Source organism: Streptomyces sp. NPDC096079, from assembly GCF_040303145.1.
In the GTDB taxonomy this organism is placed as follows: Bacteria; Actinomycetota; Actinomycetes; order Streptomycetales; family Streptomycetaceae; genus Streptomyces.
In genome coordinates this window covers 173500-187870 of record NZ_JBEOST010000002.1, presented here as the reverse complement: position 1 = coordinate 187870, position 14371 = coordinate 173500, and the positions used below count along the sequence as shown (strand labels likewise).

The 14371-nt window shown below is 73.6% G+C and carries 10 protein-coding genes; 5 read left to right on the top strand and 5 right to left on the bottom strand.

Annotated elements, in window-relative coordinates:
* Positions 1-83: 83 nt before the first annotated feature.
* On the bottom strand, positions 84-3803 hold the full coding sequence (locus tag ABTY59_RS04850) for an ABC transporter ATP-binding protein (protein WP_352017473.1): 3720 nt from the start codon (positions 3801-3803) through the stop codon (positions 84-86).
* A 129-nt stretch (positions 3804-3932) separates the two neighbouring features.
* Between ABTY59_RS04850 and ABTY59_RS04845 the strand changes: the two genes are divergently transcribed.
* The gene (locus tag ABTY59_RS04845) at positions 3933-4304 is read left to right on the top strand and encodes a hypothetical protein (protein WP_352017472.1); all 372 of its coding nucleotides are present in this window, start codon (positions 3933-3935) and stop codon (positions 4302-4304) included.
* Between the two features lie 90 nt (positions 4305-4394).
* Here ABTY59_RS04845 and ABTY59_RS04840 read toward each other — a convergent pair whose 3' ends face one another.
* The 3 genes from ABTY59_RS04840 to ABTY59_RS04830 form a co-directional block, all read right to left on the bottom strand.
* Positions 4395-6077, bottom strand: coding sequence for a thiamine pyrophosphate-binding protein (locus tag ABTY59_RS04840; RefSeq protein WP_352017471.1), 1683 nt, complete (start codon positions 6075-6077; stop codon positions 4395-4397).
* Between the two features lie 81 nt (positions 6078-6158).
* The gene (gene speB / locus ABTY59_RS04835) at positions 6159-7136 is read right to left on the bottom strand and encodes an agmatinase (protein WP_329849903.1); all 978 of its coding nucleotides are present in this window, start codon (positions 7134-7136) and stop codon (positions 6159-6161) included.
* Between the two features lie 62 nt (positions 7137-7198).
* Positions 7199-8695: a sodium:solute symporter family protein gene (locus ABTY59_RS04830; protein ID WP_352017470.1), complete on the bottom strand. Its 1497-nt coding sequence runs from the start codon at positions 8693-8695 to the stop codon at positions 7199-7201.
* A 174-nt stretch (positions 8696-8869) separates the two neighbouring features.
* Here ABTY59_RS04830 and ABTY59_RS04825 point away from each other — a divergent pair, with 174 nt between their 5' ends.
* The gene (locus tag ABTY59_RS04825; protein ID WP_352017469.1) at positions 8870-10312 is read left to right on the top strand and encodes a PucR family transcriptional regulator; all 1443 of its coding nucleotides are present in this window, start codon (positions 8870-8872) and stop codon (positions 10310-10312) included.
* A gap of 16 nt (positions 10313-10328) precedes the next feature.
* On the opposite strand, the gene ABTY59_RS04820 is transcribed toward ABTY59_RS04825, so the two are convergent.
* A complete protein-coding gene (locus ABTY59_RS04820; RefSeq protein ID WP_352017468.1) occupies positions 10329-10934 on the bottom strand; it encodes a hypothetical protein in 606 nt (201 codons plus the stop codon).
* A gap of 166 nt (positions 10935-11100) precedes the next feature.
* On the opposite strand from ABTY59_RS04820, the gene ABTY59_RS04815 reads away from it, so the two are divergent.
* The 3 genes from ABTY59_RS04815 (at position 11101) to ABTY59_RS04805 (ending at position 14362) form a co-directional block, all read left to right on the top strand.
* Entirely contained in the window at positions 11101-12261 is a 1161-nt protein-coding gene (locus ABTY59_RS04815) for a helix-turn-helix domain-containing protein (RefSeq protein ID WP_352017467.1), read from the top strand.
* Between the two features lie 70 nt (positions 12262-12331).
* A complete protein-coding gene (locus ABTY59_RS04810; protein ID WP_352017466.1) occupies positions 12332-13489 on the top strand; it encodes an acyl-CoA dehydrogenase family protein in 1158 nt (385 codons plus the stop codon).
* Complete coding sequence (locus tag ABTY59_RS04805) at positions 13490-14362, top strand: acyl-CoA thioesterase (protein ID WP_352017465.1); 873 nt, start codon at positions 13490-13492, stop codon at positions 14360-14362. It begins immediately after the preceding gene.
* Positions 14363-14371 lie beyond the last annotated feature (9 nt).

Genomic DNA, 14371 nt, shown 5'->3' with positions numbered 1-14371 from the left:
GGCGAGTCGTCGTACGGCCGTACGACGCACACGACGCCGGAATGGTTGCCTCCGCATGTACCCGTCGCCCCGAAGGCCGTCACTCAGGTCGCTCGGACCCGCTCCGGCTCCGCCTCCCCGATGAAGGTGTTCCACAGCGACGCGTACCGGCCGCCCAGGGCGAGGAGCTCGTCGTGGGTGCCGTCCTCCGCGACCCGCCCGTGGTCCATGACGACCACCCGGTCGGCGCGCGCGGCCGTGGTCAGCCGGTGGGCGACGACCAGCGTCGTGCGACGGCCCGCGAGCCGGTCGGTCGCCTGGTTGACCTGGGCCTCCGTCGCCAGGTCCAGGGCCGCCGTGGCCTCGTCCAGGAGCAGCACGTCCGGGTCGACGAGCTCGGCGCGGGCGAGGGCGATCAGCTGGCGCTGCCCGGCGGAGAGGTTCCGGCCGCGCTCGGCGACCTCGTGGAGGTAGCCGCCGTCGAGCGTGGCGATCATGTCGTGCGCGCCGACCGCGCGGGCCGCCGCCTCGACCTCGGCGTCGGTCGCCTCGGGACGGCCGTACGCGATGGCGTCGCGGATCGTCCCGGCGAAGAGGTACGCCTCCTGCGGGACGACGCCGAGCCGGTGGCGGTACGCGGTGAGGTCGAGGTCCCGCAGGTCGGTGCCGTCGGCGGTGACCCGGCCGCCCGTCGGGTCGTAGAACCGGGCGACCAGCTTGACCAGGGTGGACTTCCCGGCGCCGGTCTCGCCGACGAAGGCGACGGTCTGCCCGGCGGGGATCCGCAGGTCGATCCCGGTGAGGGCCTCTTCCTCCTGGCCGTACGCGAAGGACACGTCCTCGAAGGCGATCTCGCCGCGCAGCGAGAGGACGTCCAGGGGCGCGTCGGCGGCGGCCGTCGACGTCGGCTCCTGGAGCAGCTCCTGCATGCGCTTCAGGGAGACGGCGGCCTGCTGGTAGCCGTCGAAGACCTGGGAGAGCTGCTGCACCGGGGCGAAGAACAGGTCGATGTAGAGGAGGTAGGCGACGAGGGCGCCGGTGGTGAGGGTGCCGGCCTCGATGCGGTTCGCGCCGACGATCATGACGGCCGCGGCGGCGGCCGAGGACAGCAGGGTCACGAAGGGGAAGTAGACCGAGATCAGCCACTGGCCCCGGACGCGCGCCTCGCGGTACGCGTCGCTGCGCTCCGCGAACCGGGCCGCGCCCGAGCGCTCGCGCCGGAAGGCCTGCACGATCCGGAGGCCGGAGACCGACTCCTGGAGGTCGGCGTTGACGACGCTGATCCGCTCGCGCGCCAGCTCGTACGCCTTCACGCTGGAGCGGCGGAAGTAGTACGTGGCGACGGCGAGGACCGGCAGGGTCGCGAAGACGACCAGGGCGAGCTGGAGGTCGAGCACCAGCAGCGCGACCATGATCCCGAAGAAGGTGACGACCGAGACGAAGGCGGTGACCAGACCCGTCTGCAGGAAGGTCGACAGGGCGTCCACGTCCGTGGTCATCCGGGTCATGATCCGGCCGGTCAGCTCGCGCTCGTAGTAGTCCAGGCCGAGCCGCTGGAGCTGGGCGAAGATCTTCAGGCGCAGCGCGTACAGGACCCGCTCACCGGTGCGGCCCGTCATCCGGGTCTCGGCGGTCTGCGCGACCCACTGCACGAGGACGGTGACCAGGGCGAGCGCGGAGGCCGCCCACACGGCGCCGATCGCGAGCCGGTTCACGCCCTCGTCGATGCCGTGCCGGATCAGCACCGGCAGCAGCAGGCCCGCGCCCGCGTCCAGGGCGACCAGGGCGAGGCTGATGAGGAGCGGGGCGCCGAAGCCGCGGAGCAGCCGGCGCAGGCCGTAGGCGTCCTCGGGCGACACCGCCCGGGCCTCGTCGACGTCCGGGGTGTCCGTGGCCGGGGGCAGGGCCTCGACGGCCGCGAGGAGTTCCGGGGTCGCCCCGGGCGCCGGGCTCTCGCGGCCGGTGGTCTCGTCCCGTACCCACAGCGTGGGGGTGATGCCGCGCTCGGCGTCGAACTCGGCGTCCAGCTCGGCCCGCAGGGTGCGGTCCTCGGGGAGTTCGGGCGGGGTGACGTGGCCGGGCGAGACGGCGCCGAGCTCCTCGGGGTCGGTGAGGAGGCGGCGGAAGAGCGGGGAGCGCCGCTCCAGCTCCGCGTGGGTGCCGATGTCGGCGAGGCGGCCGTCCTCAAGGACCGCGATGCGGTCGGCGAGGCCGAGGGTGGAGCGGCGGTGCGCGATGAGCAGGGTCGTGCGGCCCGCCATCACCGACTTCAGGGCCTCGTGGATCTCGTGCTCGACCTTGGCGTCGACGGCGGAGGTGGCGTCGTCGAGGAGGAGGAGCCGGGGGTCGGTGAGGATCGCGCGGGCGAGGGCGACGCGCTGGCGCTGGCCGCCGGACAGGGTGAGCCCGTGCTCGCCGACCTTGGTGTCGTACCCGTCGGGGAGCTCGGCGATGAAACGGTCCGCCTGGGCGGCGCGGGCGGCGGTCTCGATCTGCTCGCGGGTGGCGTCGGGGACGCCGTACGCGATGTTCGCGGCGACCGTGTCGGAGAAGAGGAAGGAGTCCTCGGGGACCAGGCCGACGGCGGCGCGCAGGGAGTCGAGGGTGAGCTCGCGGACGTCGTGGCCGCCGACGAGGACGGCGCCGTGGGTGACGTCGTAGAAGCGGGGCAGGAGGAGGGAGACGGTGGACTTGCCGGAGCCGGAGGCGCCGACGACGGCGACGGTCTCGCCGGACCGGATCTCCAGGGAGAAGCCGTCCAGGACGGGCCGGCCGTCCTCATAGGCGAAGGACACGTCGTCGAACTCGACCGTGGCGGGCGCGTCGGCGGGCAGCTCCTTGGTGCCGCCCTCCAGGGTCGGCTCGGTGTCGATGAGGTCGAAGACCCGCTCGACGCCGGCGCGGGCCTGCTGGCCGACGGTGAGGACCATGGCGAGCATGCGGACCGGGCCGACGAGGGAGGCCAGGTAGGAGGAGAAGGCGACGAAGGTGCCCAGGGTGATCTGGCCCCGGTAGGCGAGCCAGCCGCCGAGCGCGAGGACCGCGACCTGGCCGAGGGCGGGCACGGCCTGGAGGGCGGGGGTGTACTTCGCGTTCAGCCGGATCGTCCGCAGCCGGCCCGCGAACAGCTTCCGCCCGGCCTCGCGGATCTTGCCGGTCTCCTGGTCCTCCTGGCCGAAGCCCTTGACGACCCGGACGCCGGTCACGGCCCCGTCGACGACGCCGGCGACGACGGCGGCCTGCTGCTGGGCGTGCCAGGTGGCGGGGTGGAGGCGGGTGCGGCTGCGCTTGGCGATCCACCAGAGGGCGGGGGCGACGGCGAGCGCGACGAGGGTGAGCGGGATCGACAGCCAGGCCATGACGGCCAGCGAGATGAGGAACAGCAGGATGTTCCCGATGGTCATCGGGAGCATGAAGAGGAGGCCCTGGATCAGCTGGAGGTCGCTGGTGGCCCGCCCGACGACCTGCCCGGTGGACAGCTCGTCCTGCCGCCGCCCGTCGAGCCGCGTGATGGTGCCGTACATGTCGACGCGCAGGTCGTGCTGGACGTCGAGGGCGAGCCGGCCGCCGTAGTAGCGGCGCACGTAGGTGAGGGCGTAGACGAGGACGGCGGCGGCGATGAGCAGGCCGGTCCAGACGCCGAGGCTGCGGGTCTTCGTCCCGATGACGTCGTCGATGACGACCTTGGTGACGAGCGGCACCAGGGCGAGCACGGCCATGCCGACGAGGGAGGACCCGAGCGCGAGCAGCGTGTTCGTCCTGTACCGCCACGCGTACCCGGCCAGCCTGCGCGCCCAGCCCCGCTGTTTCTCCCCGACCGCCACGAGGGCCTCCCATCCGTCCTGCTCTACCGGAAGGCCCAACACGGCCGACGTGCGATTTCATCCCGCCGCAACAATTCCCGCCGGAGCGGGTAGGACGCTCTTGGCAGAGCCGAGTGGAAGGGGAGGGACGTGGGGAAGGTCGAGGACGGGAAGCCGTATCAGTGGGGGCGGCTGTACGCGGCGTTGCGGGCGGTGCGGGGGTTCGCTTCGGCCGGGCGGGTGGTGCCGGCGACGGACCGGGAGCTTCAGGACACGGCGAGCAGGCCGCGGTCGGTGTTCGAGGGCTTCCTGCGGACCGCGGGCCTCGACGTCCTCGCCGCCCGGCAGCGGGGCGGGCCGGTCGCCGAGGCGGCGGCGGTGGTCTTCGCGGACGTGGCGCGGCTGATACCCCCGCGGACCATGGACCGCAGGAACGTCACCCCGGAGGCGGAGCCCTTCCGCCTCGGGTACGAGGCCCAGCACGCCGAGTACCGGAAGGCGTGGGAGGGCCTCGTCGACTGAGGGGCGGGGCCTTCGGGGGCCCCTCCGGTCACAGGCGGGGCCCTCGGGGGCCCCTCCCGTCACAGGTGGGGCCCTCGGGGGCCCCTCCCGTCACAGGTGCGTCGGCTCGAACATCCTCAGGAGGGCGGGGAGGACCACCACCGACGGGCCCGGGGTGGCGAGGGCCTTCGCCAGGTCCGCCGTCAGGGTCTCCGGGCTCGTCAGGGTGGCCGGGACGCCGAAGGACTCGGACAGGGCGACGAAGTCCGGGCGGGTCAGCTCGGTGGCCGTGGCCTCGCCGAACGCGCCCGTCATGTACTCCCGCAGGATCCCGTAGCCGCCGTCGTCGACGATCAGCCACGTCACGTCGAGGCCGTACTGCCTCGCCGTCGCCAGCTCCGCGATCGAGTACATCGCGCCGCCGTCGCCGGAGACCGCGAGGACCGGCTGCGAGGGGTCGGCGGCGGCCGCGCCGAGCGCTGCGGGGAAGCCGTAGCCGAGGCCGCCGGCGCCCTGGGCGGAGTGCATCGTGTTCGGGTGCCGGGCGTCGAAGGCCGACCACGCCCAGTACGCCAGGATCGTCATGTCCCAGAAGCTCGGCGCCCGGGAGGGGAGGGCTTCGCGGACCGACGCCACGATCCGCTGCTCCAGGCCGAGGTCCTGGGCCGCGATCCGGTCCCGGACCTTGGTGAGGACGGCGGAGACCCGCATCGGGGCCGTCGGGTCCGTGCGCTCCTCGACGGTCTCCAGGAGCGCCTGGAGCGCGAGGCGGGCGTCGGCGTGGATGCCGAGCGCCGGGTGGTTGGACTCCAGCTTGCCCGGGTCGGCCTCGATCTGGATCACCCGGCCGCGCGGGGCGAACGTGTGGTAGTTCGAGGACAGCTCGCCGAGGCCCGAGCCGACGACGAGGAGGACGTCGGCGTCCTCCAGGAAGTCGGTGGTGTGCCGGTCCTCCAGCCAGGACTGCAGCGACAGCGGGTGCTCCCAGGGGAAGGCGCCCTTGCCGCCGAAGGTGGTGACGACGGGGGCGGCGATCCTCTCGGCGAGCGCGAGGAGCTTCCCGGAGGCGTCGGAGCGGACGACCCCGCCGCCCGCGATGATCGCGGGCCGTTCGGCGTTCGCCAGGAGGTGCGCGGCGACCGCCGTCAGCTCGGGGCGCGGGACGACCTCCTCGGGCGTCGCGTCCATGGCGGTGACCACGGGCAGGGTGGTCTCGGCGAGGAGCACGTCCTGCGGGATCTCCACCCAGACCGGCCCGTGCGGGGCGGTGAGGGCCGACTCCCAGGCGGCGGCGATCGCGGAGGGGATCTGGGACTGCGTACGGACCGTGTGGACGGACTTCACGACGTCGCGGAACGAGGCCTGCTGGTCGCGCAGCTCGTGGAGGTAGCCGTGCCGGCCGCCGCCGAGTCCGGCGACCGGGATCTGGCTGCCGATGGCGAGGACGGGCGCGGAGGCGGCGGCCGCCTCCTGGAGCGCGGCGAGCGACATGAGGGCGCCGGGGCCGGTGGAGAGCAGCAGCGGGGCGGCCTCGCCGGTGATCCGGCCGTACGCGTCGGCGGCGAAGCCCGCGTTGTTCTCGACGCGCAGGCCGACGTAGCGGAGGTCGGAGCGGCGCAGGGCGTCGAACATGCCGAGGGCGTGCTGGCCGGGGAGTCCGAAGACGGTGGTGGCACCGAGGCCGGTGAGGGTCTCGACGACGAGGTCGCCGCCGTTGCGGCCCTTCGGCGGGTTCAGGGCCGCCTCGGTCTGGGCGGCGGTGGGCCGGAGCACGAGGTCGTGGTCGTGGGTCATGAGATCCCTTGGCTGGCTTGTCGGTCGGGTGCGGCCCGGTGGCCGGGTGGCGGGCGCACGGGCCCGCCACCCGACAGGGTGCTACTTCGCGTCGCGCGCCGCGGCGATCTGGCGGGACATGATCGTCGTCAGTTCGTACGCCGTGTGCGAGGCGGCGACCGCGGTGATCTCGGCGTGGTCGTAGGCCGGGGCGACCTCGACGACGTCGGCGGAGACCAGGTTGCAGGAGGAGAGGCCGCGGAGGATCTCCAGGAGCTCGCGGGAGGTCATGCCGCCGGCCTCGGGGGTGCCGGTGCCGGGCGCGTGGGCCGGGTCGAGGCAGTCGATGTCGATGGAGATGTACAGCGGGCGGTCGCCGATGCGCTGGCGCAGCTGGTCGGCGACCTCGTCGGCGCCGCGGCGGTAGACGTCGGCGGAGGTGACGATGCCGAAGCCGAGCTTCTCGTCGTCGGTGAGGTCCTGCTTGCCGTAGAGCGGGCCGCGGGTGCCGACGTGGGAGAGGGCGGAGGTGTCGAGGATGCCCTCCTCGACGGCGCGGCGGAACGGCGTGCCGTGGGTGTACTCGGCGCCGAAGTAGGTGTCCCAGGTGTCGAGGTGCGCGTCGAAGTGGAGCAGGGCGACGGGGCCGTGCTTCTTGGCGACGGAGCGCAGCAGCGGCAGGGCGATGGTGTGGTCGCCGCCGAGGGTCATCATGCGGGCGCCGGTGCCGAGGAGGTCGTCGGCGGCGGCCTCGATGGTCTCGACGGCCTCGTTGATGTTGAACGGGTTGGCGGCTATGTCACCGGCGTCCGCGACCTGCGCGAGGGCGAACGGGGAGGCGTCCTGCGCGGGGTTGTACGGGCGGAGCAGGCGGGAGGCCTCGCGGATGGCGTTGCCGCCGAAGCGGGCGCCGGGGCGGTAGGAGACGCCCGTGTCGAAGGGGACGCCGACCACGGCGACGTCGGCGGTGCCGACCTCGTCGAGGCGCGGCAGACGGGCGAACGTCGCGGGACCGGCGTACCGCGGGATGCGGGACGAGTCGATCGGGCCGCGGAAGGCGTTCTGGTCGCTGCTGCTCATGGTCGGGGTCCTCCTGGTGGTCGGGGTGTCGTCCGGGCGGGTCTCGTCCGGTGGTGCGGGGGTCAGCCGGTCAGGGTCGCCGGGGTGGTCCCGGCGCCCTCGGGTGCGGGGGTCCGGGCCGGGTCCTGGCTCGTGTCCTGGCCCGCGAGACGGGCGCGCCAGTTCGCGAGCACGGCGGCGTCCGTGGGACGGGTCGCCAGGGAAACGATCACATATGCGGCGAGCGAGGCCAACAAACCGTAGTAAACAGGCTCATTTGCAAGGATTCCGTAAGTCCACATCAGGCCAATGACGGCCAGGCCGCCGACGGTGACCGCGGCGAGCGCGCCCTGGACGGTGCCGCGGCGCCAGAGCAGGCCGCCGAGGATGGGCACGAGGAGCCCGCCGACCAGCAGGTTGTAGGCGACGGTGAGGGCCTGGACGACGTCGTTGAGGGCGATGGCGATGAGGATGACGGCGACGCCCATGATGAGGATGAAGAGGCGGTTGCCCTTCACCTCGTCGTGGTCGTTCTCGTCCTTCCTCGCGGCGGCACCGCGCAGGCGGGACCAGATGTCGTTGTTGGCGACGGTGGCGCAGGCGATGAGGGCGCCGGAGGAGGTGGACATGACGGCGGCGAGCGCGGCGGCGAGGACGAGGCCCCGGACGCCCATGGGCAGCTCGTCCTTGACGATGGTGGCGAAGGCGTCGTCGGCGCTGGGCAGCGTCGGGTACATGACCTTGGCCGCGGTGCCGATGACGGCTCCGGCGAGCGCGTACGCGAGACAGTAGGTGCCGGCGACGGTGCCGCCCCACTTGGCGACCTTGTCGGTGCGGGCGGTGAAGACCCGCTGCCAGATGTCCTGGCCGATGAGCATGCCGAAGGTGTAGATCAGCACGTAGGTGAAGATCGTCTCGCCGCCGATGCCGAGCGGCTCGAAGTACGAGGTGGGCAGCGCGTCCCGCATGCCCTCGAAGCCGCCGGCCTTGATCACGGCGATCGGCAGCAGCAGGAGCAGCACGCCGATGGTCTTCACGACGAACTGCACCATGTCGGTGATGGTGATGGACCACATGCCGCCGAGCGTCGAGTAGGCGACGACGATGGTGCCGCCGAGGACGATCGCGAGGGTCCGGGGCAGGTCGAAGAGGACGTCGAAGATCGTGGCGTACGCGATGGTCGAGGTGACGGCGAGCATCAGGGTGTACGCCCACATCACGACGCCCGAGATGACGCCGGCCTTGCCGCCGTAGCGCAGGTCGAGCATCTCGGAGACGGTGTAGACCTTCAGCCGGGCGATGCGGGCGGAGAAGAAGACCGAGAGGGCGAGCAGGCCGAGGCCGATGGCGAAGACCATCCAGGCGCCGGAGAGGCCGTACTTGTAGCCGAGGCCGACGCCGCCGATGGTGGAGGCGCCGCCGAGGACGATGGCGGCCATCGTCCCGGAGTACATCCAGGGCCCGAGGCGGCGGCCCGCCACCAGGAACTCGCTCTTGGACTTGGCGCGGCGCATGCCCCACCAGCCCATCGCGAGCATGCCGGCCAGGTACAGGACGATCACTGTGTAGTCGACGGCCATGGGGCCCTCCTTCTCACCTCGGTGGCGTGTCGTGCGGGGGAGTGCCCAGGTGCTGATCGCGGGGACATCCGCCCGTACCCGCGGCCCTGGGATGTCACGACAGTAGGTGGCCGGAAAGCGACGTTGAAGTGTACGTTTCCTCCATTGTCCGGGCGGGGGATGTACGAAGGGCCCATGTCGATGTCCCCGACGCCCCCCACGGAGGCCGGCTCCACTCCCCCGGCGCCGCCCGTGCCGCTCGCCGCGCTGCTCGCCCGCGCCGACCTGGGTCTCCGGCTGCTCGCCGGGCCCGAGGACGTCCCGCTGCACTGGGTGCACACCTCGGAGATGGCCGACCCCTATCCGTATCTGCTCGGCGGGGAGCTGCTCATGACGGCGGGCGTTCAGCTCACCGATCCGGCGCAGTACGTCGAGCGCGTCGTGGAGGCGGGGGCGGCGGCGCTCGCCTTCGGGGTGACGCCGGTGTACGACACGGTGCCGCCCGAGCTCGTCGCGGCCTGCGAGCGGCTCGGGCTGCCGCTCGTGGAGGTCCCGCCCCGGACCCCGTTCACGGCGGTGGCGCGGGCGCTGTGGCGGCTGATGGCGGAGGCCCGGCTGCACGAGCTGCGCCGGGTGACCGAGGCCCAGCAGTCCCTGGCGGCGGCCGCCGCCCGGCCGGCCCCGGTCCCCGCGGTGCTGGGCGCGCTCGCCTCGCGCCTCGGCGGCCGGGCGGTGCTGTTCGGCGTGGACGGTACGGAGTCGGCGGCGGCCGGCCGGGAGGTCCCGGCGGAGGCCGCGCGGGCGCTGCGGGACCTGGCGGGCGTCCTCGGGCCGCGACCGGGCGGGCCGGCCTCGGCGAGCGGGGACGGCGGCGGGCTGCGGCTCGCCGCGTACGCGCTGGGCGGCGGGGACGGTCTGACGCTCGGGGTGGCGACGGAGCGGCGCGGCCCGGGCGACCACACGATCGCGGGCGTGGCGGTGGTCCTGCTCTCGCTGCTCACGGCCCCGCACCGGGGGGCGGACGTGACCGTACGGGACGGGGCCCTGGTGCGGCTGCTGCTCGGCGCGGCCCCGGCGGAGGCCGCGGGCGCGCTGGGCCAGGGCCCGTGGACGGTGGTCCACGGGCGGGGCGGCGACGGCACCCCGTTCGCGGCGTCGAGCCTGGCGGCGGCACTGGGGACCCCGCTGGTGGACCAGGACGGGGGGACCGTGCGGCTCCTGCTCCCCTCCGCCGCCCCCGTCACCGCACAGGAGGGGTGGACGCTCGGGGCGAGCGCTCCGGTGCCGGCCCAGGAGCTCGCGGCCGGGGACGCGCAGGCGGCGCGGGCGCTGCGCAGGGCGGAGGCCTCCCGGGCGGCCCTGGTCCGGCACCGGGCGAACGGCTTCGCCGCGCTGGTGGACCGCGACGAGGCCGCCGCGTACGCCCGGGAACTGCTGGCCCCGCTCACCGAGCCCCTGGCCGAGACGCTCCGGGTCTGGCTGTCGCTGCACGGCAGCTGGGACCGGACGGCGGTGGCCCTGGAGATCCACCGGAACACGGTCCGCCAGCGGATCACCCGCTGCGCGGCGCTGCTCGACCGCGACCTGGACGATCCCGACGTACGGATGGAGCTGTGGTTCGCGCTCCGCGCTCAGTGACGCGGGCGGTCCCCGGTCACCAGAGCTTGTTCACCGCCGTCTTCGCCGTCGCCTTGAAGGCGGCCAGCGGGGCGTCCTTCAGGTCGCCCATCTGGCCCCAGCGGACGAGGGTGACGGTGCGGCCGTCGCGGCCGACGGCGAAGAGGTGGATGTCGGTGCTGCCGATCTGCGGGTCGGCGGTGTCGAGGCTGTAGACCCAGGCGCCCTCCTCCACGGCGAGCTTGCCGTGGGCGGCGCTGACCGCCTTCAGGCCCGGGTTCTGCCGCTCCAGGAGGGGGCCGCAGCCGGCGAGGGCCTTGCGGAGGGTGTCGACCAGCTTCACCGCGTCGGCCTCGGTGCGGGCGACGGTGGTGACCTGGACGCCGTTGGTGTCGAGCTCGGTGCTGAACTCGCGGTAGCGGGAGTTCTGTGCCGGGATCTTGTACGGGGCGCAGAGGACGCCGCCGTTCTCCGGGACGCCGGCGAAGACCTGGGTGGCGGTCCACGGCGTCGACGACGCGGGCATCTGCGCGGCGGCGAGGAAGGCGGGCTGGGCGGCGGCCTGCGCGGGGCCGGCGGCGAGGGCTGCGAGGCCCAGGGCGGCGGTGGCGGTGGCGGCGAGCGCGGCGCGGAGCTTGGACATGACGGTGATTCCCCCGTGGTTCGTTCGGTCAGGTGCTGCCACCAGCGTCGGGCCGCCGTGGGGCCGTGACAACGGCGACGCGCCCTCCACCCGTCCCGGAACCATTCCACCCCCGCTGACGTGGGAGAACGCAAGAGGGGTGGAACGAGCGGGGAGCGGCGGGCCGATGGGTGAGGTCGAGGAGTTCGCGGCGCGGGTGCGCGCGCTGAAGGAGCGGGACGGGCGGAGTTACCAGGCGCTGGGGCGGCGCCTCGGCGTCAGCGCCTCCACCCTGCACCGTTACGGCTCCGGCGCGGCCGTCCCGGAGTCGTTCGGCGTCGTCGAGCGCCTGGCCCGGCTGTGCGGGGCCGGTGCGGACGAGGTACGGGAGCTGGAGGAGCACTGGCGGCGCGCGGACCTCGTGCGCAGGCCGCCCGCGGTGCCGGTGTCCGTGCCGCCCGCTCCCGCCCCCGTCTCCGCCCCCGTCTCCGCCCCCGTCTCCGGTCCCGAGCCCGAGCCCGAGCCCGCGCGTGAGCCCGCGCGTGAGCCCGCGCCCGTCCCCGCGCGGCCCCGGCGGGGGCGGAGGGCGTGGCTCGTCGTCGGCGTCGTGGCCGGCGTCGTGGCGCTCACCCTCGGGGCCGTCCTGCTGCCCGGGCGCGGACGGGAGCCGCAGCAGCGGACGCAGCCGGAGACGGCGCCCCCGTTCACGTACACCGTCGCCTCCCACCTCTGGGAGAACGGCTGCGGGCACACCTATCTCGCCGACCGGCCTCCGGCGCGGGTCCCCGCTCCCCCGGCGCCCGTCGACGCCGCCCGGTGGGCGCGGGCGCTCGGCGCCGTGGACGGCGGGCAGACGCTCGTACGGATCTCGGTGCAGGGGAAGGGGGCCTCCGCCGTCGTCCTCCAGGGGCTGCACGTGCGGGTGGTGGGGCGGGCGGCGCCGCTGCCCTGGGCGGCGTACCGCATGGACGAGGGGTGCGGCGGGGCCGTCACCCCCCGCCGGTTCTCCGTGGACCTCGACGCGCCGCGCCCGCTCGCGAAGCCCCTCGACGGGTACGACGCCTCGGGGGAGGAGGGGCGGACGATCCCCGCCGTGTCGTTCCCCTACACGGTCACGGCGGCCGAGCCCGTGGAGCTGCTGGTCTCCGCCCGCGCGGCCGGCTGCGACTGCCGCTGGTACCTGGAGCTGGAGTGGAGCGCGCAGGGGCGGAGCGGTGTGGTGCGGATCGGGGACCCGGGCGGGCAGGCCTTCCGTACGAGCGGGCGGGCGAAGGGGAGCCCGGTCCACGCCCACGACCCGTCGAAGGGGCTCTGGATCACAGGCACGGAGGCTGGACAGGGCGGGTGACCGCTGGGTAACTTCGAACAGACACCCTGAGCAAGCGCTTAGACAACCGGCAGCGACAAGGAGGCGGCTCGTGCGCCGTACCGTATTCAACGAGGACCACGAGGCGTTCCGGGAGACCATCCGCGCCTTCATCGAGGCCGAGGTCGTCCCCGTCTACGACGAGTGGTTCGCCGCCGGCCAGGCGCCGCGCGAGTTCTACGACAAGCTCGGCGAGCTGGGCATCTTCGGCATCAACGTCCCCGAGGAGTTCGGCGGCGCGGGCCTGGACACCCACAAGTTCGAGGCCGTCCTGTACGAGGAGACCGCCCGCGCCGGCGTCCAGTTCGGCGGCTCCGGCGTCCACGTGCTGCTCGCCCTGCCGTACATCAAGATGCTCTCCACCGACGAGCAGAAGAAGCGCTACCTGCCGAAGTTCGTCACCGGCGAGGAGATGTGGGCGCTCGCCATGACCGAGCCGGGCACCGGCTCCGACGTCGCGGGCATGAAGACCACCGCCAAGCTCTCCGAGGACGGCACCCACTACGTCCTCAACGGCGCCAAGACCTTCATCACCGGTGGCGTCCACGCCGACCGCGTGATCGTCTGCGCCCGCACCTCCGCCCCCTCGGCCGAGGACCGCCGCTTCGGCATCTCGCTCTTCGCCGTCGACACCAAGTCCGAGGGCTACTCCATCGGCCGCAAGCTCGACAAGCTCGGCCTGCGCACCTCCGACACGGCCGAGCTGGCCTTCGTCGACGTCAAGGTCCCGGTCGAGGACCTCCTCGGCGAAGAGGGCAAGGGCTTCTCCTACCTCGGCCACAACCTGGCCTCCGAGCGCTGGGGCATCGCCTTCGGCGCCTACGCCCAGGCCAAGGCCGCGATCCGCTTCGCCCAGCAGTACGTCACGGACCGCACGGTCTTCGGCAAGCCGGTCGCCTCCTTCCAGAACACCAAGTTCGAGCTGGCCGCCTGCCAGGCCGAGGTCGACGCCGCCGAGGCCGTCGCCGACCGCGCCCTGGAGGCCCTGGACGCGGGCGAGCTCTCCCCGGCCGAGGCCGCGAGCGCCAAGCTCTTCTGCACCGAGGTCGCCCACCGCGTCATCGACCGCTGCCTCCAGCTGCACGGCGGCTACGGCTACATGAACGAGTACCCGATCGCCCGCCTGTACGCCGACAACCGCGTCAACCGCATCTACGGCGGCACCAGCGAGATCATGAAGTCGATCATCGCCAAGTCGATGGGCCTGTAAGTGCCCGACGCTCACACGGCTCTGGATGACCTGCTCGATCTGCTCGACCTGGAGCGGATCGAGCAGGACATCTTCCGGGGTGAGTCCCGCCCCTCGATCGTCCCCCGCGTCTTCGGCGGCCAGGTGGCCGCCCAGGCGCTGGTGGCGGCGGGGCGGACCGTCCCGGCCGATCGTCTCGCCCACTCCCTGCACGCGTACTTCCTGCGCGCGGGGGACCCGGGCGCGCCGATCGTCTACACGGTCGACCGCATCCGCGACGGCCGCTCCTTCACCACCCGCCGGGTCGTCGCCGTCCAGCACGGGCAGCCGATCTTCCACCTCTCCGCGTCCTTCCAGACGTACGAGGAGGGGCTCGACCACCAGGTCGACATGCCGCCCGCACCGGACCCGGAATCGCTCGCCACACCGGCCGAGATGCTCCCCCGCCACCTCCCCCGCGAGGTCGCGGACCGGCTGATCGAGGCCCGCGCGGCGGTCGACCTCCGCTACGCCGACGTCCCGCCCTGGGGCTCGGTCGGACAGCCCCGCGAGCCCCGCTCCCAGGTCTGGTTCCGCACCAACGGCAAGCTGGCCGACGATCCGCTCCTCCACATCGCGCTGGCGACCTACGTCTCCGACATGACGCTCCTCGACTCGATCCTCCTGGCCCACGGCCGGGGCGGCTGGGCGGTGGGCGACGTGGTCGGGGCGTCCCTCGACCACGCCATGTGGTTCCACCGCCCCTTCCGGGCCGACGAGTGGCTCCTCTACGACCAGGAGTCCCCGACGGCGTCCGGCGGACGCGGCCTCGGGCAGGCCCGGATCTACACGCAGGACGGGCGGCTCGCGATCTCCGTCATCCAGGAGGGTGTCGTTCGCGTCCCGCGCGGATGATCGGACATA

Excerpts from the sequence above, each read along its gene's own strand:
- ABTY59_RS04820 (WP_352017468.1), bottom strand. The coding sequence starts at position 10,934 with ATGTCCAAGCTCCGCGCCGCGCTCGCCGCCACCGCCACCGCCGCCCTG.
- speB (WP_329849903.1), bottom strand. The coding sequence starts at position 7,136 with ATGAGCAGCAGCGACCAGAACGCCTTCCGCGGCCCGATCGACTCGTCC.
- ABTY59_RS04815 (WP_352017467.1), top strand. The coding sequence starts at position 11,101 with ATGGGTGAGGTCGAGGAGTTCGCGGCGCGGGTGCGCGCGCTGAAGGAG.
- ABTY59_RS04825 (WP_352017469.1), top strand. The coding sequence starts at position 8,870 with ATGTCGATGTCCCCGACGCCCCCCACGGAGGCCGGCTCCACTCCCCCG.
- ABTY59_RS04840 (WP_352017471.1), bottom strand. The coding sequence starts at position 6,077 with ATGACCCACGACCACGACCTCGTGCTCCGGCCCACCGCCGCCCAGACC.
- ABTY59_RS04830 (WP_352017470.1), bottom strand. The coding sequence starts at position 8,695 with ATGGCCGTCGACTACACAGTGATCGTCCTGTACCTGGCCGGCATGCTC.